This is a genomic window from Glycomyces artemisiae, assembly GCF_003002955.1.
In the GTDB taxonomy this organism is placed as follows: Bacteria; Actinomycetota; Actinomycetes; order Mycobacteriales; family Micromonosporaceae; genus Glycomyces; species Glycomyces artemisiae.
In genome coordinates, this window is record NZ_PVTJ01000002.1 from 717,378 (window position 1) to 737,509 (window position 20,132).

17 protein-coding genes are annotated in these 20,132 nt (G+C 71.4%); 8 read left to right on the forward strand and 9 right to left on the reverse strand.

The features are described from left to right. Window positions 1–26: 26 nt before the first annotated feature. The gene (locus B0I28_RS07920) at window positions 27–1,850 is read right to left on the reverse strand and encodes an ABC-F family ATP-binding cassette domain-containing protein (protein ID WP_106363440.1); all 1,824 of its coding nucleotides are present in this window, start codon (window positions 1,848–1,850) and stop codon (window positions 27–29) included. Between the two features lie 212 nt (window positions 1,851–2,062). Here B0I28_RS07920 and B0I28_RS07925 point away from each other — a divergent pair, with 212 nt between their 5' ends. The 4 genes from B0I28_RS07925 (at window position 2,063) to B0I28_RS07940 (ending at window position 7,790) form a co-directional block, all read left to right on the forward strand. Beyond that, complete coding sequence (locus B0I28_RS07925) at window positions 2,063–3,913, forward strand: ABC transporter ATP-binding protein (RefSeq protein WP_106363231.1); 1,851 nt, start codon at window positions 2,063–2,065, stop codon at window positions 3,911–3,913. Continuing rightward, entirely contained in the window at window positions 3,910–5,703 is a 1,794-nt protein-coding gene (locus B0I28_RS07930) for an ABC transporter ATP-binding protein (RefSeq protein ID WP_106363232.1), read from the forward strand. Before B0I28_RS07925 ends, B0I28_RS07930 begins: the two co-directional genes overlap by 4 nt. Before the next feature lie 89 nt (window positions 5,704–5,792). After that, complete coding sequence (locus B0I28_RS07935; RefSeq protein WP_106363233.1) at window positions 5,793–6,548, forward strand: hypothetical protein; 756 nt, start codon at window positions 5,793–5,795, stop codon at window positions 6,546–6,548. Window positions 6,549–6,635: 87 nt separating this feature from the next. Next, complete coding sequence (locus tag B0I28_RS07940) at window positions 6,636–7,790, forward strand: hypothetical protein (RefSeq protein WP_106363234.1); 1,155 nt, start codon at window positions 6,636–6,638, stop codon at window positions 7,788–7,790. A gap of 13 nt (window positions 7,791–7,803) precedes the next feature. Here the strand turns inward: B0I28_RS07940 and B0I28_RS07945 are convergent, their stop codons facing one another. Genes B0I28_RS07945 through B0I28_RS07955 form a run of 3 tightly spaced genes read right to left on the reverse strand, consistent with a single transcriptional unit; the run spans window position 7,804 to window position 10,789 of the window. Further along, window positions 7,804–8,601, reverse strand: a complete 798-nt coding sequence (locus B0I28_RS07945; protein ID WP_106363235.1) for a hypothetical protein — start codon at window positions 8,599–8,601, stop codon at window positions 7,804–7,806. Then, window positions 8,598–9,767, reverse strand: coding sequence for a pentapeptide repeat-containing protein (locus B0I28_RS07950; protein WP_146148009.1), 1,170 nt, complete (start codon window positions 9,765–9,767; stop codon window positions 8,598–8,600). The genes B0I28_RS07945 and B0I28_RS07950 overlap by 4 nt, the downstream gene beginning before the upstream one ends. Window positions 9,768–9,814: 47 nt before the next feature. Beyond that, window positions 9,815–10,789, reverse strand: coding sequence for a GlxA family transcriptional regulator (locus tag B0I28_RS07955; protein WP_106363441.1), 975 nt, complete (start codon window positions 10,787–10,789; stop codon window positions 9,815–9,817). 70 nt (window positions 10,790–10,859) lie between these two features. Here B0I28_RS07955 and B0I28_RS07960 point away from each other — a divergent pair, with 70 nt between their 5' ends. Continuing rightward, window positions 10,860–11,195, forward strand: a complete 336-nt coding sequence (locus B0I28_RS07960) for a pirin family protein (protein ID WP_146148010.1) — start codon at window positions 10,860–10,862, stop codon at window positions 11,193–11,195. A gap of 144 nt (window positions 11,196–11,339) precedes the next feature. Then, entirely contained in the window at window positions 11,340–11,630 is a 291-nt protein-coding gene (locus tag B0I28_RS07965) for a DUF1905 domain-containing protein (RefSeq protein WP_106363238.1), read from the forward strand. 553 nt (window positions 11,631–12,183) lie between these two features. Here the strand turns inward: B0I28_RS07965 and leuA are convergent. The 3 genes from leuA to B0I28_RS07980 all read right to left on the reverse strand — a co-directional run bounded on the left by leuA (window position 12,184) and on the right by B0I28_RS07980 (window position 15,671). Next, on the reverse strand, window positions 12,184–13,962 hold the full coding sequence (gene leuA / locus B0I28_RS07970; protein WP_106363239.1) for a 2-isopropylmalate synthase: 1,779 nt from the start codon (window positions 13,960–13,962) through the stop codon (window positions 12,184–12,186). 192 nt (window positions 13,963–14,154) lie between these two features. After that, entirely contained in the window at window positions 14,155–14,733 is a 579-nt protein-coding gene (locus B0I28_RS07975) for a nitroreductase family protein (RefSeq protein WP_181245689.1), read from the reverse strand. Between the two features lie 134 nt (window positions 14,734–14,867). Continuing rightward, a complete protein-coding gene (locus B0I28_RS07980; protein ID WP_146148011.1) occupies window positions 14,868–15,671 on the reverse strand; it encodes a hypothetical protein in 804 nt (267 codons plus the stop codon). Window positions 15,672–15,801: 130 nt separating this feature from the next. Here B0I28_RS07980 and B0I28_RS07985 point away from each other — a divergent pair, with 130 nt between their 5' ends. After that, window positions 15,802–17,067 carry an aspartate kinase gene (locus tag B0I28_RS07985; RefSeq protein ID WP_106363242.1) on the forward strand — a complete coding sequence of 422 codons (1,266 nt, stop codon included), beginning with the start codon at window positions 15,802–15,804 and terminating at the stop codon, window positions 17,065–17,067. A 2-nt stretch (window positions 17,068–17,069) separates the two neighbouring features. Continuing rightward, window positions 17,070–18,140, forward strand: a complete 1,071-nt coding sequence (locus B0I28_RS07990; protein ID WP_106363243.1) for an aspartate-semialdehyde dehydrogenase — start codon at window positions 17,070–17,072, stop codon at window positions 18,138–18,140. A 133-nt stretch (window positions 18,141–18,273) separates the two neighbouring features. On the opposite strand, the gene B0I28_RS07995 is transcribed toward B0I28_RS07990, so the two are convergent. Both B0I28_RS07995 and B0I28_RS08000 read right to left on the reverse strand, forming a co-directional pair. After that, window positions 18,274–19,059: an ABC-2 family transporter permease gene (locus B0I28_RS07995; RefSeq protein ID WP_106363244.1), complete on the reverse strand. Its 786-nt coding sequence runs from the start codon at window positions 19,057–19,059 to the stop codon at window positions 18,274–18,276. Further along, on the reverse strand, window positions 19,052–19,984 hold the full coding sequence (locus tag B0I28_RS08000) for an ATP-binding cassette domain-containing protein (RefSeq protein ID WP_106363245.1): 933 nt from the start codon (window positions 19,982–19,984) through the stop codon (window positions 19,052–19,054). The genes B0I28_RS07995 and B0I28_RS08000 overlap by 8 nt, the downstream gene beginning before the upstream one ends. Window positions 19,985–20,132 lie beyond the last annotated feature (148 nt).

Below are 20,132 nucleotides of genomic sequence, written 5' to 3' on the forward strand. Positions count from 1 at the left end.
TCGCCTCGAAAGAGGTGACGAGGATGTCAATCCGCGAGCTCCATCCACCGCTCCTCGATCGCGTCCCGCTCCGCCTCCAGGGCCGTCAGCTTCCCTTGCAGCTCAGACAGCTTGCCCGGGTCGGTCGCGAACTCGGCCATCTCCGCGTGCACGTCCGCGATCCCCGACTCCGCCTTCTCCAGCCGCCGCTCCAGTTTGGACAGCTCCTTCTGGACGGCCCGGTCCTGCGCCCCCGACGTCTTCGCCGCCGGCGCCGCGGCGGCGGGCGCCGCCTGGGTCTGCCCGCCCGCGCTCTTGACCGCGCCCTTGGGCGCCTCGCCGCGCCGCTCCAGGTACTCCTCCACGCCCCGCGGCAGCATCCGAAGGCGCCTGTCGCCCAGCAGGGCCCACGTCTCGTCGGCGACCCGCTCGGTGAAGTACCGGTCGTGGCTCACCACGACCATCGTCCCCGCCCAGTCGTCGAGCAGGTCCTCCAGCTGCGTCAGCGTCTCGATGTCGAGGTCGTTCGTCGGCTCGTCGAGGAACAGCACGTTCGGCTCGGCCATGAGCAGCCGCGCCAGCTGGAGCCGCCGCCGCTGCCCGCCCGACAGGTCGCGCACGAGCGTGCGCTGGCGCCCGCCGACGAACCCGAGCCGCTCGGCGAGCTGCCCGGCGCTCATCTCCTTCTTCCCGAACTGGACCCGCTTGGCCACCAGCTCGATCGCTTCGAGCACCCGCCAGGACCCGTCGAGGTCCTCCATGTGCTGGGTCAGCCACGCCAGTTTCACCGTGCGGCCCACCTTGACTCGCCCGGCCGCGGGCTGCTTCTCGCCGGTGCCGTCCCAGTCGGCGGCCTGCGCGAGGGTCCGCAGCAGCGAGGTCTTCCCGGCGCCGTTGACGCCGAGCAGCCCGATCCGCTTGCCCGGGCCCAGGATCCAGTCGAGGTGCTCCAGGAGCGTCTGGTCCCCGGCCTTGACGGTGACGCCCTCGGCCTCGAACACGGTCTTGCCGAGCCGCCCGGTCGCGAACGACACGAGCTCGGCGGTGTCGCGCGCGGGCGGCTCGTTCGCGATGAGCTCGTTCGCCGCGTCGACGCGGAACTTCGCCTTCCCCGTGCGCGCCTTGGCGCCCCGGCGCAGCCACGCCAGCTCCTTGCGCATGAGGTTCTGGCGCTTCTCCTCGGCGACGTTCGCCTGCCGCTCGCGCTCGGCCCGCGCGAGCACGTACGCCGAATAGCCGCCGTCGTACTCGAACACGCTGCCGCGCTGCACGTCCCAGATCCGGTCGCAGATCTCGTCGAGGAACCACCGGTCGTGCGTGACGACCACGACCGCCGCCCGCATCGTGTTCACATACCTTGCGAGCCAGGCGATCCCCTCGATGTCGAGGTGGTTCGTGGGCTCGTCGAGCAGGAGCAGGTCCGCGTCCGACGTGAGGACCCGCGCGAGGTCGGTGCGGCGGCGCTCGCCGCCGGAGAGGACGCCGATCGATGAGTCGAGGCCCTCGGGGAGCGCGGGCGCGTCCAGGCCGCCGAAGAGGCCGGTGAGGATCTCGCGGACCTTCGGGTCCGAGGCCCACTCGTGCGCGTCGAGGCCGCCGAACAGGGACTCGCGCACCGTGGCGGCGCCGTCGAGGCCGTCGGTCTGGCCGAGCACGGCCACGCGGGTGCCGCCGGTGTGCACGACGCGGCCCGAGTCGGGCTCGTCGGCGCGGGCGATGAGCCGCAGCAGCGTGGACTTCCCGTCGCCGTTGCGGCCGACGACGCCCACGCGCTGGGACGCGGCGATGCCGAGGGAGACCGCGTCGAGGACGACCTGGTCGGGGTAGGCCTTCGAGACGGTTTCGAGGTTGACGAGATTGGGCGCTGACACGAGGGACAAGCCTACCCGGGCGCCCGGCCGCACCCGATCGGGTGACAAGTGGGCCGCCGGGGCCCGTTTTCGTCGGACCCGGCGGGAACGATCGCACCTACTCTTTCCCCTCGGGCGGGTGGGGGCTCGGGACGGCCGACGGAGATGCGCCCTCACCGCGACTCTGATATGGTGTCATCGCACAGTCATCATGACATCATGAATGGATTCATATGGCACCCCCGCTGAACCCGCGCTTCGAGGCCGCCCGCGCGATCCTCACCGTTGTCCGGCTCCTGCCCCGCATCAGCCGCCCCCGCACCGCGCTCTTCACCGCCACCACCGTCCTCACCGCCGCCCTCCCCCTCGCCATGACCATCGCCACCGGCCTCCTCATAGGCGCCGTCCCCGCCGCCGCAGCGGCCGGAACCGGCTCCCCCGAAGCCCGCACCGCCTACCTCCTCCTCGCCGCGGGCGCCGCCGCACTCCTCCTCGGCCGCCTCGCCTCCCACCTCCACAACGCCGTCGCCGCCAACCTCGGCCGCGACCTCGAACTCCTCCTCCAAGACCGCCTCCTCGCCGCCGTCGCCCGCCCCGTCGGCATCAGCCACCTCGAAGACGACGAAGTCCTCGCCCTCCTGCGCATCGCCCGCCAGCTCGGCGCCGACTTCATCCGCCCCGAACGCGCCATCCGCGGCCTCGCCGCCATCGCCCCCGAATTCCTCGCCGCCGCAGGCGCCTCCGTCGTCCTCTGCTTCTTCAACCTCTGGATCGGCCTCGCCTGGCTCCTCGCCTGGCCCGCGATCTTCATCGCCATGCAGGCCGACTACACCCGTGTCGGCAAGACCGCCTACCTCCGCTCCACCGAGATGCGCGAGACCGAATACCTCCGCGACCTCGCCATCACCGCCGAACCCGCCAAGGAGATCCGCGTCTGGGGCCTCATGGGCTGGCTCCTCGACCGCTACGACCGCCAGTGGACCGACCGCATGGAGTACTCCGCACGCCACCAGCGCCTCAGCCCCCGCACCGCCGTCGGCGTCATCGCCACCCTCCTCGCCCTCACCACCGCCACCGCCCTCGCGCTCGCCGACGCCGGACTCACCGGCGCCGTCACCTTCGCCGCCCTCGCCGTCTACCTCGTCGCCCTCACCACCATGTTCAGCTTCTCCGCGTTCGACGACACCGCCGCGTTCCTCAGCCTCGGCTCCCTCCCCGTCCCCAAGGTCCTCGCCCTCGACGACCGCCTCACCGGCGCCGAGACGGCCCCCACCGCCGAACTCCCCGCCGCCGCGCCGGAACACGCCATCCGCTTCGAACACGTCGACTTCGCCTACCCCGGCGCCGACCGCCCGGTCATCGAAGGACTCGACCTGGAGATCGAAGCCGGCACGTCCCTCGCGATCGTCGGCCACAACGGCGCCGGCAAGACCAGCCTCGTCAAACTCCTCGCCGGCCTCTACGAACCCACCGGCGGCCGCATCACCGCCGACGGCACCGACCTCGCCGACGTCGACCCCGCCGCCTGGCGCACCCGCCTCTCCGCGCTCTTCCAGGACTTCACCCGCTACCAGCTCACCGTCCGCGACAACATCGCCTTCGGCGCGCCGCACCTCGCCGCCGACACCGACCTCATCTGGAAAGCCTGCGAGCCCATGGGCATCCGCGCCCTCATCGAATCGCTCCCCAAAGGACTGGAGACGGTCCTGTCGAGCGAGTACGGCGGCGGCACCGACCTCTCCGGCGGCCAGTGGCAGCGGATCGCGCTGGCCCGCGCACTGTTCGCCGTCCAGGCGGGCGCGAAGGTCCTCATCCTCGACGAGCCCGCCGCGGCGCTCGACGTGCGCGCCGAGGCCGAGCTGTACGAGCAGTTCCTCGACATCACCGCGGGGCTCACGACGATCGTGATCTCCCACCGGTTCTCGACCGTGCGCCGCGCCGACCGGATCGTCGTCCTCGACGGCGGCCGCGTCGTCGAGGACGGCTCCCACCCCGAGCTCATGGCCCTCGGCGGCCGCTACGCCGAAGCGTTCACCCTGCAGGCCAACCGCCTCGCCCGCACCGCGCCCCTGGAGTCCGAATGACCACCCGCATCCGCAAGGGCCTCCTCGGCCTGAAGTACGCACTGGCCGTGGGCTTCCGCTCGCACCCGAAGGCCACCGTCGCGCAGCTCGTCCTCGGCGTCGCCCAGGCCGTGCTCATGCCGGCCACCGTGTACCTCACCAAGGTCATCATCGACGCCGTCCAGCACGGGCAGACCCGCGAGGCGTGGCTCGCCGGGGCCGGGCTCGGCCTCGGGGTGGCGCTCATCTGGGCCGTGGTCTTCGTCTACGTCAAGCTCGTGTTCCTCGTCCTCGACCACACCGCGCGCGCCTCCGACCGGGAGATCATGGAGCTCATGGGCACCCCGCCCGGGCTCGACCACCACGAGCGGCCCGACCACCTCGACCAGGTGCAGCGCATCCGCGAGGACCGGTGGCTGCTCTCGGGGGCCGTCAACTGGCTCGCGCAGTGCGTGCGCGCGTTCGTGACGATCGTCGTCGGCGGCGCGCTCCTGGCCGCCGTCCACCCGCTGCTGCTGGTGTTCCCGCTGATCGCCCTCGGGGCGATGGCGATCGCGAAGCGCTCCGGGGACGTCGAGGTGCAGGTCCAGGAGGCCACGAGCGAACCGGAGCGGCGCCGCCGCCACCTGTTCGAGGTCGCCACGCTCGCCGAGTCCGGGAAGGAGCTGCGGGTCTTCGGGTCCGCCGCCGAGATCGGCCGCCGCCACCACGAGACCGGCGCCGCCGTCGTGGCCGAACGCAACCGGGGCCAGTGGAAGGCCGCGCGCATCGCCACCGGCGAGGGCGTCCTGTCCGCGCTCGGCATGGCCGCCGCGATCGGCATCGTCCTGTACCTGGCGATCCGCGGGCAGGCCACCGCGGGCGACGTGGTCCTGCTCGTGTCGCTCATCGGCATGGTCGCGAACGCCGCGGGCGGCATCGCAATCCAGTCGGCGCTCCTGGTCCGCACCGCGAAGCTCGGCTCCCGCCTGATGTGGCTGCGCGCCTACGCGTCCCAGTCCAGCGGGCCCGCCGTCCCCCTGCCCGTCCCGGCCCGCCTCGACGACGGCATCCGCCTCGACGGCGTCACCTTCGCCTACCCCGAGGCCGAACGGCCCTCCCTCGACGACGTCACGCTCACCCTCCCCGCGGGCAAAGTGGTCGCGCTCGTCGGCGAGAACGGCGCCGGAAAGACCACGCTCGTCAAGCTCCTGTCCGGTTTCTACCAGCCGACCGCGGGCGCGATCACCGTCGACGGCGCGAACCTCGCGGACTTCGAGACCGACGAGTGGCGCGAGCGCATCGGCGCGACCTACCAGGACTTCACGCACTTCGAGTTCACCGCCCGCGAGACCGTCGGCATCGGCGACTTGAAGAGCGGCTACGACGACGCCGCGGTCCGCGCCGCCATGGCCCGCGCCGGAGCCGACGACGTCATCGACGACCTCCCCTCCGGCCTCGACACGCGCCTGGGCGCCCGCTGGGACGACGGCACCGACCTCTCCGGCGGCCAGTGGCAGAAACTCGCCATCGGCCGCGGCCGGATGCGCCGCGACCCGCTCCTGGTCGTCTTCGACGAGCCGACCGCCGCCCTCGACCCGCAGACCGAGCACGCCCTGTTCGAGCGCTTCGCCGACGAGGTCCGCGCCGGGCGCGCCCGCGGCACCGTCACCGTCCTGGTCTCCCACCGGTTCTCGACCGTGTCGATGGCCGACCTCATCGTCGTCCTCGACGGCGGCCGCGTCGCCGAGTCCGGCACCCACGACGAGCTCATGGCCCGCGGCGGCGCCTATGCGGAGCTGTACGCGCTCCAGTCGTCCGCCTACCGCTGACCGACCCCTCCGGGGCGTGTCCTTAGAATGCGCAAGGTCCCGGCCCGCCCGGGCCGGGACCCCACCTCTCCGAAACCGGATGCGCCCCAATGGAACACGAACCCGACGTACCGCGCGGCGAACCCGCCGACGCCACTCCCGAGACCGCGGCCGACGAGATCGCGGCGAGTGAGACGGCGGTGGCAGAGCAGGCCGCGGTCGAGACGGCGGCGCTTGAGCGCGCAGTAGCCGAGAAGGCGGCGGTCGAGGCGGCGGCCGCCGAAGCGACGACCGCCGAGGGCACGGTCGGGGAGATCACCGTCGAACCCGGCGTCCCCCGCCCCGGCACCGAAGCCGCCTACCCCGAGCCCCGACCGGGCCCCGACGGCTGCCCCCACCGCGCCCGCCTGCGCGACCTCACCCCCGGCGGCCGCGCCCTCTACGCCCTCGGCCTCCTCGCGGTCGCCGCCGCCGGACTCGTCCAGATCGCGGCCCTCTTCGTCGGCGGGTTCCTCGTCTCGATCGGCACCGAGTTCGCCGAGCGCGCCCTCATCGAAGGCGTCCTGTTCATCCTCGGCTCCATGTTCGGCCTCATCGGCGTGTTCGCCCTCCCCGGCACCTGGCGCCGCCTCCACCGCCCCGAAGCCCCGATCCTCTGGCTCGCCGCCGCCGGGATCGCCCTCACCACCACCGCGCTCGCCCTCCTCGCCGGCCCCGCGGCCCTCCCCTGGGCGGCCGCCGTCGCCGCCCCCAACCTCGCCGTCGCCGCCCTCCTCGCCTACCTCCGCACCGTCCTCGACCCCCGCGACACCTGCGACACCCACCCCGCCCTCCCCACCCGCTCCCGCTACCTCCGCCGCCCTTGACGCCCCCGCGAACCGGCCCCTAGAATTCCCTCACCCCACCCGCCCCACGGCCGGGACCTTGCCCTTTGCGTCACTGAAAGCCCCAAAATGGATAACCAAACGCCGGAATCGGCGCGAATCGACCTGCCCATAACCGTCGAATCCGCCGAACCCCAGGCACCGGCCGCCGCATCGCACGCCGCCCGCCCCCGCGCCTGCCCCCATCGGCTGCGCTGGGCCGACCGGTCGTTCCTGTCGAAGTACGCCACCGCCCGGTACGCCCTCATCGCCGTGGCCGCGCTTGCCGTCGCCCCGGCCTGCATGGTCGAAGGATCCCAGGCCCTACGCGCGGGCTTCGGCGACGACGTCGACTTCCGCACCCGTTTCGGCATGTTCCTCGGCGTGCTCGCCATGTTCGCCGCGATCAGTCTCGCGGCCGGCCCGGTCGAATACTTCCGCACCCTCCGCAGCGCCCACCGGCCGAACCGCCGCGTGTTCATCCTGCACAACGTCGGCCTGTTGGTCCTGGCCGGCTTCGTGCTCAACATGCTGCCGGGCCGGGAATGGCTCGTGTTCGCGCTCGTCCCGGCACTGCTGATGATGCAGATCCTCGGCGCACTCCGACTCCAGCTCACCGAACGAACCGACTGCGCCGCCGACCCGGGCCTGCCGCTGATGCTCCGGCGGTCGCGCCGCGGCGTCCTGCCCGAGCCCGACACCGACGAGGAGCGCACGTTCACCTACGGGCCCAGAGTGGTCGCCGACGGTTTCGACTCCTGGGAATGCCCCCACACGACCTGGTGGCGGCAGGTGCGGCGACGGGCGCAGATCCATGCGCTCTTCGCCAACGCCGCTCAGGTCGTGTACCTGCTCGGCGCGGTCGCCACCGGAACCGCACTCGTCGTCAACGACGACCGCCTAGGGATACCGGAGCTGGAAGGCGTCGCGTTGGTCCCGTTCGTGGTCCTCGCCGTCCTCGCAGTGCTGAACAACCTCGCCTACCAAGCCGCCTCAGCGGGACCGCACCTGCACCGCGCGCCAATGTACGTCGTGGTCTGGTCGACGATCGGCTACCTGCTGACCGCGTCGCTCGCAGCATGGACCGCCGTCCTGCTCGACCGGCCCTACATGTGGGCCGTGGTCCCGCTGGCGCTGTACCTCACCTACCTGCTCGTGGACCGGACCATCACGCAGACCCCCGTGTCCCAGTGTCAGAACCGTCCCGGGCTGCACCCGCGCATCCTCAAAGAATTGCGGGCCTGAGACCGGCCGCGGCTCAGAACATCACGGCCCGGTTCGGGTGATCTTCGCTTGCGGGGCAGTAGTAGAGCTGCAACGAGTACCCGCGGCCGATGGTCACGCCGACCGGGTCGGCGAACTCCCAGCCGGTGCCCGCTTCCTCGACGGGCCGCCAGCTCCCGGTGCCGCCGTCGAACTCGCCCGACCCGGCGGTGAGCAGCGGCAGCTGCAACACGCCGCAATCGCACGCCACCGGGAACGGGTCGACGATGCCCCAGACGCCGCCGTGCCCGAGGACCTTCCAGCCCGGGGCCTGGGCGTCCCGGTGCGGGTACTCGGTGATCGCCTCCGGGTGCAGGACGCACCGCTCCAGCACGTAGTTCTCGTTGCAGGTCAACGGAACCGGCGCGGCCGCAAGCGGCGACGCCACCGAACCGGCCGTGCGCCAACGCACCTGGAACTCCGGGTTGTACGGCGCCTCGCCCTCGGGGTGGTCGCGCGGGCACCACAGGACCTGGAGGAGGTCGTACCGGTCCGGCCAGGGCAGACCCGGCACGTCCCGGTAGTACAACTGCGCCACCGGGATCAGCGCCTCGGGCACGCGCCGGCCCGGGACCGATTCAGGGAAGGGCTCGTCGAACAGGTCCTCGTGCTCCAGTCCGCACACCGGCCAGGGCTCATCGGAGGGCCACAGGAGCGGCCCGCCGACGGAACTCTCCGCCGCGGTCGGCTCGCCGTGACGGGGATGGAGGCGGATCGCGTTGCGCGCCTGTGCATCGAGCTGCGGGAAGAGCGCGAGGAGGTCGTGGGGCCGCGGCGGGGTCGTGCGGGTCACCGGTCCTCGGTTTCGGGGAGGCGGACGGCGTCGCGCGCGTCGGCGAGGTTGAACACCGGCGGGTGGGACCAGTCGGCGACGCGGGAGAAGTCGAGGGTCGCGGCGTCGATCTGCGGCCGGTCGAAGATGACCGACGTGCCGGTGAAGCTGGCGCCGTTGAAGTCCAGCAGCGGCGCGGCACCGACCGCCGGGGAAGCGCAGATCGTCTTCGTGAAATGGACCTGGCCGCCGGTGAACGCGGTGCCGTCGAACGCCACGTCGCGGGCGAAGTGCGCGGAGCTGAAGTCGAGGAGTCCCGCCGCGATCGTCATCTCCGACAACAGGACCGGGCCCGCGAACAGCGTCTCCGTGAACCGCAGCCGGGCGCCGAGGAACCGCGCCCGCGTGAAGTCCACCGGGCCCTCGAAGCGGACGCGGGAGAAGTCGATGGTGCCCGCCGTGAACCGCCCGAACGCGAAGGAGACGCGGCCGAGGAACAGGGCGTCGTTGAGGTTCCCGCCGTCGAGATTCGTTCCGGTGAAGTCGAAGTCGTGCTCGTGCCAAGTGCGGCCCGGCACGGGCTCGCGGCGCAGGCGGCCGCCGACGACGTTGATGACGGTGTGGCGGATGAGCCGCTCCTCCAGGACCGCCCGGAACCGCGGCGGGTCGTTGAGCGCTTCGCGCTCGTGGCGGAACGGCGGCGTCTCGTACGGCATCCGCACGTACGCGCAGAGGACGTTGATGCAGGTCTGGCGCCCGGCGTCCCAGTCGTCGGCGAGCGCGGCCATCGCGTACACCCCGGCGAGCCGGTTCGCGGCGTGGTCGGAGGAGAGCTGGTCGGCGGCCGAGGCGAAGCGCTCGTTGAACAGCTTCGTGGCCTCGCGGACCTCCGTGGCCTCCGTGATCCGCTGCTTCCGGTAGGAGACGGTGAGGGCGATGACGCCGCCGACGCCCGCGATCGCATAGAGGGACAGGCGGATGACCTCAAGGGTGGTGCGGTCGTCGGGGTCCGGGCTGAGCGGAGACGTCTGGTCGCTGGTGAACAGCCACAGTAGACCGGACAGGAGTGCCGACGCCAGGACGACCATGAGCAGGACGTGCACGGAGAGCGGGAAGGTGGGCCGCTCGACACCGCTGCGTTTGAACGCGGTGCGGAAGGCGCTCATGGGGTCGCGAGGGTTCGGCATCGTTCGGTTGTACCAGACGCTGGCGACAGTTCGGGATGCCGAACGGCTCAGCCCCCGGCCGCAGCGCCGCCGGCGGTCCTGCCGAACGCCCGCCGGTACGCCGCGGGCGTCGTGCCGAGCCGGTCCCGGAACCGCCTGCGCAGGTTGAGCGCCGACGACAAGCCGACCCGGACCGCGATGGCCTCGATCGGCAGGTCCGTGTCCTCCAGCAGCGCCTGCGCGGCCGAGATCCGCTGCGACAGCAGCCACTTGCCGGGACTGACGCCCAACTGCTCGTCGAACCGCCGCGCGAGCGTCCGCACCGACACCCGGCCCCGCTCCGCCAGATCCTCAACGGCCAGCGGCTCATGCAACCGCTCCGCCGCCCACTCCAGCACGGCCCCAAGCGACTCCGACGGCTCCCCGGCCGCTCCGACCGCGTACTGCCGCTGCCCGCCCTCGCGGTGCGGCGGCATCACCATGTGCCGGGCGATCCGCCCCGCCAGCCCGGCGCCGTGATCGCGCCGCACCAGGTGCAGGCACAGGTCGATCCCCGCCGCCGTCCCAGCGCTCGTCGCGATGTCGCCCAGGTCCACGTACAGCGCATCGCAATCCACCTCGACGCCCGGATACCGCGCGGCCAGCTCGTCCGCGTACCGCCAGTGCGTCGTCGCCCGCCGCCCCTCCAGCAGCCCCGCCTCCGCGAGCAGGAACGCCCCGGTGCAGATCGCGACCATCCTGGCCCCGCGCGCATGCGCCGCCCGCACCGCCTCCAGCACTGCCGGACTCGCCTCCGAATCCTTCCCCGCCCACGCTGGGACGAGCACGGTGTCGGCCCTTTCCAGCGCCTCCAGGCCCTCGGTCACCGCGAGCGCGCACCCGCCCGCCTTCGTCGGCACGATCCCCGGCCGTTCGGTGCACACCGTGAACGCATACCGGCTCGGCAGATGCGGCCGGTCCAGCCCGAACACCTCGGCGGCGCTGGCCAGCTCGAACTCGGCCTGCGGCGGCCGAACGAGCGCGACGACCCGGTGAAGCTCCATGGCATGAAAGTACCCCAAGATGACGATCCTGTCACTGTCACGACCGCCCGCGCCTGGGCAGACTCGACCCATGAACGGGACCATGAGCAAGGCGCGCACCGACATCCAGGCCGTCCAAGTCGACGCGGTCAAACCCGTCGAGGTCGCCCCGGGCGTCATCCGCCGCCACCTCCCCGGCGCGGGCCGCTCCGACGGCTGGCTCTACGACCTCGTGCCCGGCGTCGAATGGCCCGAATCCGACCTCCACCCGGGCCTCGCCCGCGCCTACTACGTCCTCTTCGGCGAGATCACCGTCGACGACCACCACCTCGGCCCCGGCGCCTACCTCGTCCTCGCCCCCGGCGACCCCTTCCGCCCCAGCACCACCACGGGCGCCCGCCTCCTCGGCACCAGCCTCCCGGGCTGACCCCGCCCACCTCACGGGCCCGGGCCGCCCCGGCGCCCCGCGGGCGTGTCCCGGGGGCGCGCCTGGCCCGGCCCGCCCAGCTTGACGGGTCGGCCCGGCCCCCATCTGGGCTCCGGTGTCGGGGCGGGTTCGTATGCTCGGGGCATGGAGCTGGAGTTCAGCGGCGAGATCTGGCATTGGCGCGGGCCCGCGCCCTGGTTCTTCGTGTCGGTGCCCGAGGACGGGTGCCGGGAGTTGGCGGCCGCGTCGGCGGTGGTCAGCTACGGGTGGGGCATGGTCCCGGTGACGGCCGCGATCGGCGAGGTCACCTGGGAGACCTCGTTGTGGCCCAAGGACGGCGGGTACATCGTGCCGCTGAAGGCCGATATCCGGAAGCGGGCCGGGGGCGTCGACGAGGGCGACACGGTGACGGTGCGGCTGGAGGTCGATGTGTGACCCGGGGTTCCCTTGTGCGGTTGTTGCGGGCGGCCGACCTGGTGTGGTCGGCCGCCCGCGGTGTGCTCCGCGGAGTGCGGTTCCGGCGGGGACCGGCTCGCGGGCGGTTTCCCGCGCCCGGTCTCGGTATGGCGACGTTCGCGAATTCCCCCTCTGTCGCCGCCATCCCGCCGATACCGGATGGCGTTTTTGCCATCTACTACAACAGGTGGGGTTGCCGAGTGTCGAATGTGAAGAAGCTACTTGTGGATAACTTTGTGGAGGGTGACGGTTCCGCTGGTCATCGGGCCCTTATCCACAGGCCTGTGGATATCTTCGGGTGCAGCGCCGGGGCGGGCCGCATCGCGGCCCGCCCCGGCGGGTTCTTAGCGGTTCGGTCGCTGCTGCGTTCGTCGTGCTCGTCCGGTCGGCTTGTGGCTTGTCCGGGTCCGGCCTCCCTGGTTCGGGCGCGCGGTACGGGCGGGACGGTCTTTGGGGCGTCCCGGGTGCAGCTCAACGGGGACCGGTTCGCGGTCCGTTCGCGACCTCGCCGGGCCGAGGGCCCGGCGGAGTCTCAGGCGCGGTTGTAGGCGCTGGCGACCGCGCGCATGGTGGCGAGGACGATGTTCGGGTGGACGCCCGCGCCCCAGACGGTGCGGCCGTCGATGGCGCACTCGACATAGGAGGCCGCCTGGGCGTGCTGGCCCGCGGACAGGGCGTGCTCGGCGTAGTCGAGGACCTCGACGTGGACGCCCACGGTCGACAGCGCGTCGGTGAACGCCGAGAGCGGGCCGTTGCCGGTGCCGGAGATCTTCTGCTCCACGCCGTCCAGGACGATCGTGGCGTCGAGGTTCAGCTTCTCGTCCGCGTAGGAGGTGTCGTGGTCCTCCACGACCAGGCGCGTGCGCGGCTGGTAGTCCGGGTGGTACTCGCTGCGGAACACCTCGTGGATCTCCTCGGTGGAGATCTCCTTGCCGGACGCGTCGGTGGCCCGCTGGATCGCCTGGCTGAACTCGATCTGCATGCGGCGCGGCAGGTCGAAGCCGTACTCGCTCTGCATGACGTACGCGACGCCGCCCTTCCCGGACTGCGAGTTGACGCGGATGACCGCCTCGTACGTGCGGCCCACGTCCTTCGGGTCGATCGGCAGGTACGGGACGCCCCACGTGAAGTCGTCGATCGCGACGCCCGCGGCGTCCGCGTCGGCCTCCAGGTGCGCGAAGCCCTTCTTGATGGCGTCCTGGTGGGAGCCGGAGAACGCCGTGTACACGAGGTCGCCCGCGTACGGGTGCCGCTCGTGGACGGGCAGCTGGTTGCAGTACTCGACGGCGCGCTTGATCTCGTCGATGTTGGAGAAGTCGATGCCGGGGTCGACGCCCTGGCTGAACAGGTTCATGCCGAGGGTCACCAGGCACACGTTGCCGGTGCGCTCGCCGTTGCCGAACAGGCAGCCCTCGACGCGGTCCGCGCCGGCCTGCACGGCCAGCTCGGCGGCGGCGACGCCGGTGCCGCGGTCGTTGTGGGGGTGGACCGACAGGATCAGGGACTCGCGGTTCGGGAGGTTGCGGTGCATCCACTCGATGGAGTCCGCGTAGACGTTGGGGGTGGCCATCTCGACGGTGGCGGGCAGGTTCACGATCAGCGGCCAGTCGGGGGTCGGCTGGATGACCTCGGCGACCTTCGCGCACACCTCGACCGCGTAGTCCAGCTCGGTGCCGGTGTACGACTCGGGGGAGTACTCGTAGCGGATCGCCGTGTCGGGGGTGTGGATCTCCTGGTACTTCAGACACATCCGCGCGCCCTGCGTGGCGATGTCGGTGATGCCGTCGCGGTCCAGGCCGAAGACGACGCGCCGCTGGAGCACCGACGTCGAGTTGTAGAAGTGGACGATCGCCTGCTTCGCGCCGCGCAGGCTCTCGAAGGTCCGGTCGATCAGGTGCTCGCGGCACTGGGTCAGGACCTGGATGGTGACGTCGTCGGGGATGAGGTCCTGCTCGATCAGCTGGCGCACGAAGTCGAAGTCGGTCTGCGAAGCGGAGGGGAAGCCGACCTCGATCTCCTTGTAGCCCATGGCTACCAGCAGCTGGAACATCTTCTTCTTGCGGTCGGGCGTCATCGGGTCGATGAGGGCCTGGTTGCCGTCGCGCAGGTCCACTGCGCACCAGATCGGGGAGGTGTCGACCGTCTTGTCGGGCCAGGTGCGGTCGGGGAGGGCGACCTTGAACTGGGAGTGGTACGGCTGGTAGCGCTTCACGCGTTCGGCGAACGGCGCGAAAGAAGACGTGGAAGTCACGGGAATGCTCCTGAAGAATGACGCTGGTTGTCTTGAGCCTTGGACTGATCCAGCCGGCATGCGAGAACCCGCGGCGAGGAGGCCGACCTAGTTGGCCCCGCCGCGGCAGATAAGGAGCATCGAATACCGCATGACGACGTGAGCGTACACCGCGGAACCGGCGCCGGTCGACACCGGCGCCCGGATCGTGGGACGGCGCGGCGCGTTCACGGGACGCGGCCCCCCGGCCGCCGGGCGCGGCGGGACGGCCGCCTACGGGTTGAGGAGCAGGTCCTCCACCGGCAGGCGCTCGCGGCGCTTGCGGTCCGGGCCCGCCACCGACTCCGGCAGGTCCGCCGGGTCCCCGGCGAGGCCGATCGCCGCGACCGTGGTCGGCACCAGCGGCGCCTCCAGGTCGAACTCCGAGGCCAGCGCGGCTGCGTCGAAGCCGCCCATCTGGCGGACCGTGAGCCCCTCGGCGAGCGCCTGGAACGTGAGATGCGCCATGGCCTGCCCGAGGTCGTACATCGCGTGGGACAGCGGGCCCTTCGCGTTCGCGTCGGTGCGGACGGCGACGAGGAGCGCGGAGGCGTGGCCGGCCCAGTCGCGGTTGCCGGGGTCGAGGCAGTCGAGGACGCGTTTGAACTCGCCGGTGCCGCGCCTGGCGAGGAGGAACCGCCACGGCTGGGTGTTGCCGGCGCTGGGGGCCCAGCGGGCGGCTTCGAGGAGGGCGGCGACCTGGGCGTCGGTCAGGCCGGTGTCGGGGGCGAGGGCGCGGGTGGAGTGGCGGGTGGCGAGGAGCGGGTGGATGGGGACCGCCGTGGTCGCGTGGCGGTCGGTGGGTGCGTTCATGCGCGGTCCTTCGGTTGCAGCGGAGCCCGCCGCGGGTGCCCCTGGCGGGGCCGCCGGGCCGGGCCGGTCGGCGTGGTCGCCATCGTTCATGGTGCCACGCTCAGCAGTCGAAACGGCACGTCCTGTCGCTTTCCTTACTGTCGGGTCGCCTCATCGGGGGACGGACTGCGCGGCGCGGACGGCGTGGCTGAGGGGTCCGCGGTCGGGGTTCCCGAGGGGTTTGCAGAGGGGGTCGCGGACGGGTCGGGGGTGGGGGTGGGTGCTTCGGGCGCCTTGGCGCTCAAGGGTTCCTCCTCGACGATGTCGCCGGGGAGCTCGACGGTGGCGGCGGCGTCGGCGGGTTCGCCGTCGAGTTCGAGGGTGCCGAAGTCGCTGCTCTCGACGGAGAGGATCGTGCCGTCCTGGTCGAGGCACCATTCGCCGCCGGGGATGGGGGTGTCGACGACGACGGTGTTCGGGGTGAGGGTGAAGCAGTCGCCTTCTTGCGAGACGGAGAAGGGGAGGTGGCGGTCGAGGAGCAGCGGGAGCCATTCGATGAAGGGCCGCTGCACGCGGGGGTCGTAGGTGCGGGGGATCTCGCCGGTGATCCCGGCGAGCTTGACGCACCGGCCGGCGGCGCACTGGAAGAACCCGCCGGTGGTCCAGGCGACGGTCACGTCGACGGTGCCGCCGAGGGCCCAGTCGGGGACGTCGACGCGCCAGGTGCCGTCCTCGGCGGCCCACATGGTGACCGTGCCGCCCTCCGACCAGGCGTACTCGGCGGTGAAGGACGCGTCGAGCGCCCTGGTGACGCGCCCGATGAGGGTCGCCTGGGCGCTGTGCCGGGGCGGCGCCTCCTGCGGTTCGGGTTCGGCGGTCGCGGTGCCGCACCCGGCTGCCGCGATCACCGCCGCCGCCGTGAGCGCCGCCACTGTCCGCTTCGTCCATCTCGTTCCCACCGGCCGATTCTCTGTCCCGGCACCCGGAACGACCTGGCGACACACCGATACGCACAGCTAAGGTGGCATGGCCGCCCCTCCGGGGGCGCCGAGGATGTCACGCGAGACATGAGCGAGTGAGGTGAAACCCGTGGCGCTAGTCGTGCAGAAGTACGGCGGTTCATCGGTCGAGAATGCCGAGCGCGTCAAGCGCGTCGCCGAGCGAGTGGTCGCGACGCGAAAGCGGGGGGACGACGTGGTCGTCGTCGTCTCCGCCATGGGGGACACCACGGACGAACTGCTCGACCTCGCCGCCCAGGTGTCGCCGGTGCCCGAGCCGCGCGAGCTCGACATGCTGCTGACCGCGGGTGAGCGGATCTCCATGGCCCTGTTGGCGATGGCGATCAACAACCTGGGCTTCCAGGCCCGGTCGTTCACCGGTTCGCAGGCGGGGATGATCACGACGGCCGCGCACGGCGTGGCCCGGATCATCGACGTCACGCCGGGGCGGATCCGCTCCTCGCTCGACGAGGGGTTCATCACGATCGTCGCGGGGTTCCAGGGCGTCAGCCAGGACACGAAGGACATCACGACGCTCGGCCGCGGCGGTTCGGACACGACCGCGGTCGCCCTCGCCGCGGCGCTGGAAGCGGACGTGTGCGAGATCTACTCGGACGTCGACGGGGTGTTCTCCGCGGACCCGCGGATCGTCCCGAACGCGAAGAAGCTCGATGCGATCACGTTCGAGGAGATGCTGGAGATGGCCGCCTCGGGCGCGAAGATCCTGCACCTGCGGGCGGTGGAGTACGCCCGCCGGTACGGGCTCCCGCTGCACGTCCGTTCGTCGTACTCGACCAAGACCGGCACGATGGTGTCGGGTTACATGGAGGAGCTTCCCGTGGAGCAAGCACTCATCAGCGGCGTCGCGCACGACCGCTCCGAAGCGAAGATCACCGTGACCCGCGTGCCCGACAAGCCGGGCGCGGCGGCGTCGATCTTCCAGGTGATCGCCGACGCCGAGATCGACATCGACATGATCGTGCAGAACGTGTCGACCGCCGGGAACGGCCACACCGACATCTCGTTCACGCTCCCGAAGGAGTCGGGGCCGAAGGCCACGGAGGCGCTGAAGAAGCACCAGGGCGCCATCGGGTTCGAGAAGCTCATCTACGACGAGAACATCGGGAAGGTGTCGCTGATCGGCGCGGGGATGCGGTCGCACCCGGGCGTGACGGCGAACTTCTGCCAGGCGCTGGCCGACTCGGGCGTGAACATCGAGATCATCTCGACGTCGGAGATCCGGATCTCGGTGGTGTGCCGGGACACGGACCTGGACGCGGCGGTGCGCGCGGTCCACGACAAGTTCGAGCTCGGCGGCGACGAGGCGGCCGTCGTGTACGCGGGGACGGGGCGGTAGGCATGGCGCGCAAGCTGAACGTCGCAATCGTCGGCGCCACGGGCGTCGTCGGGTCGATCATGCGCCGCCTCATCGCGAAGGAGCGCGGCAACTGGGGCGAGGTGCGCCTCATCGCGTCGGCGCGGTCGGCGGGGAAGCGGTTGGAGGTCGGCGACGAGCTGCTGACGGTGCAGGCGATCGGCCCCGACGTGTTCGACGGGATCGACATCGCGCACTTCGACCTGCCCGACGACGTGTCGGCGGAGTGGGTGCCGGTGGCGGCCGCGAAGGGCGTCGTCGTCATCGACAAGTCGGCGTACTTCCGGATGGACCCGGAGGTGCCGCTGGTGTGCCGGGAGGCGAACCCCGGCGACGCCGCGAACCGTCCGAAGGGGATCATCGCGAACGCGAACTGCACGACCCTGGCGCTGATCCCGACGCTCGCGGCGTTGAACGCGGAGTTCGGGCTGGTGTCGATGTCGGTGGCGTCGTACCAGGCCGCGTCCGGTTCGGGCAAGGAGGGCCTGGAGGCGCTGTACGCGCAGCTCCAGAAGGTCGGCGGCGCCGACGGCGCCGGCACGGCGGGGAACGACCTGCGGCTGGTGCTCGGCGAGGAGTTCAACGCGCCGTTCGGGGCGCCGCTGGCGCTGAACGTGGTGCCGAAGGTCGGCGGGTGGCGCGAGGACGGGTGGACGAGCGAGGAGCTGAAGGTCCGCAACGAGTCCCGCAAGATCCTGGGCCTGCCGGACCTGAAGGTCGCGTCGACGTGCGTGCGCGTGCCGGTCGCGGTCGGGCACTCGCAGGTCGTGCACGCGACGTTCGAGCGCGAGGTCACCGTGGCCGAGGCGCACCGGGTGCTCGCGGCCGCCGAGGGCGTGGACCTGGTGGACGACCCGGAGAACATGGTGTTCCCCATGCCGATCGACTCGGTCGGCCGGGAGGGCACGCAGGTCGGGCGCATCCGCCAGTCGATCGACTTCCCGAACTCCCTGGAGTTCTTCGTCGTCGCCGACAACCTCATGAAGGGCGCCGCCCTCAACTCGATCGAGACCGCGGACCTCGTGCGCCGCGAACTCGAAGCGGCGCAGCAGTAAAAGGGCAACCCGAGCAGCGGGGGTTTCGGGGATTTCGGGCCCCCGGACAACAACCCTTGCTCGGGGGTCCGACAACTCAGCGGGAACGAGGAGCGGCCCGTGGCGGAAGCCACGGGCCGCACCTCGTTCGTGTTTACGCGTCGCGTTTCTTGAAGAGGGTCCACGCCGAGGCGAGGATGAGGGCGGCGAAGAGGGCGAAGACACCTCCGGCGGCCCAGCGGGAGAACAGGTCGTAGTCGGGGGTCCCGGGTCCGAAATCGGGGGCCGAGAGCTCCAGCAGGCGGGCGCCGTCGGAGAACGGCAGGAACTTGACGACGGGGACGAGCCAGTCGAGCTGGGGGATCGTCGACAGGCCCGCGATCATGTTCTCGATGATGAGCGGCATCAGGAAGATGACGACCAGCGCCGAAGGGACGCCGCGGAACAGCAGGCCCAGGCCGAAGCCGACGAGGACGTACAGGAGCATGTAGACGACGTACCCGATGAGCGAGGTCCCGAGCGGGTCCTCGAACAGGCCGGGCGCCTCGCCCCACACCGTGTAGACCACGCCGAGGTTGACCGCCATCGACACGAGCGTCACCACCAGCGTGGTCGACAGGACCACCGCGAGCTTCGCGATGATGAGCCGGTTGCGCTGCGGCAGGGACGTGAGGGTCGGCTGGATCGTGCCGTGGCGGTACTCGTGGCCGCACGCGAAGATCCCGATGATCGCCATGAACACGGCCAGGAACGGCAGCCCGAACCCGGCCCCGCCGTTGAGGGCGATCCACATGATGTCGGTGCTGACCGGTTCGTTGCGGGCCGCGACGCCGACGAGGACGGCGACGCCCGTGGACACGAGCAGGCCCATGCCGATGAGCCAGTAGGTGGAGCGGAGCGTCGTCAGGCGCTTCCACTCGAAGCGGAGTGCGTCAAGCATCGGGGTTCCCTCCAGCGGCGGCGACGGGGGTCTGGGCGACGAACTGCTCCGAAGCGCCCGTCGCGGACATGAACGCCTCCTCCAGGGAGGCCCGGCGCGTCGACAGCTCGTGCAGCTCGACGCCCGACGTGAAGGCCAGGTGCCCGACCTTCCCGATCTCCAGACCGGAGACGACCAGCGCGTCGGCCTCCGGGATCACTTCGGCCCCTTCGGCTTTCAGCGCCTCGGCGAGGGAGGCCGTGTCGGGGCCGCGGACGACGACCTGCGACTGGGTGAACTCGCGGACGAACGTGTCGACGTCGCCGTTGAAGATCATCGTGCCGCGGCCGATGACGACGAGCTCGTCGGCCATCAGCTGCATCTCCGACAGGAGGTGGCTGGAGACGAAGATGGTGCGGCCCTCCGACGCGAGGGTCTTGAGGACGTCGCGCATCCAGTGGATGCCGTGCGGGTCGAGGCCGTTCGTCGGCTCGTCGAGCAGCAGCGTCCGCGGGTCGCCGAGGAGCGCCTGCGCGAGGCCGAGGCGCTGCGCCATGCCCAGCGAGTAGCCCTTCGGCTTCTTGCGCTTGACGTCGCCGAGGCCGACGAACTCCATCACCTCGTCGACGCGGGAGTCGGCGATCCGGTTCCCGGCGGCGAGCATCCGCAGGTGGTTGCGGGCGGACCTGGTGGGGTGGAACGGCTTCGCCTCAAGGAGCGCGCCGACCTCGTTCATGGGGCGGCGGATCGTGCCGAACCGCTGCCCGTCGAAGAGGGTCTCGCCCTCGCCGTGGTCGAGGCCGAGCATGAGGCGCATGGTCGTGGACTTCCCGGACCCGTTGGGTCCGAGGAATCCGGTGACGACGCCGGGGCGGACGTCGAATGAGAGGTGGTCTACGGCGACCGTCTTCCGGTACCGCTTGTACAGACCCTTCGCGGAGATCATGGGGCTCCCCTCCAATGGGGATCGCGGGTCAGGGACGCGCCCAGTCTATGAGCCGGATCGCCCCGCGCGCATGGGCGCGCGGACCGATTTCGGGTTCCTGCCAGGGGAGGACAAACGGGCCGCGACCGGTACCGGGGTACTACGCGCG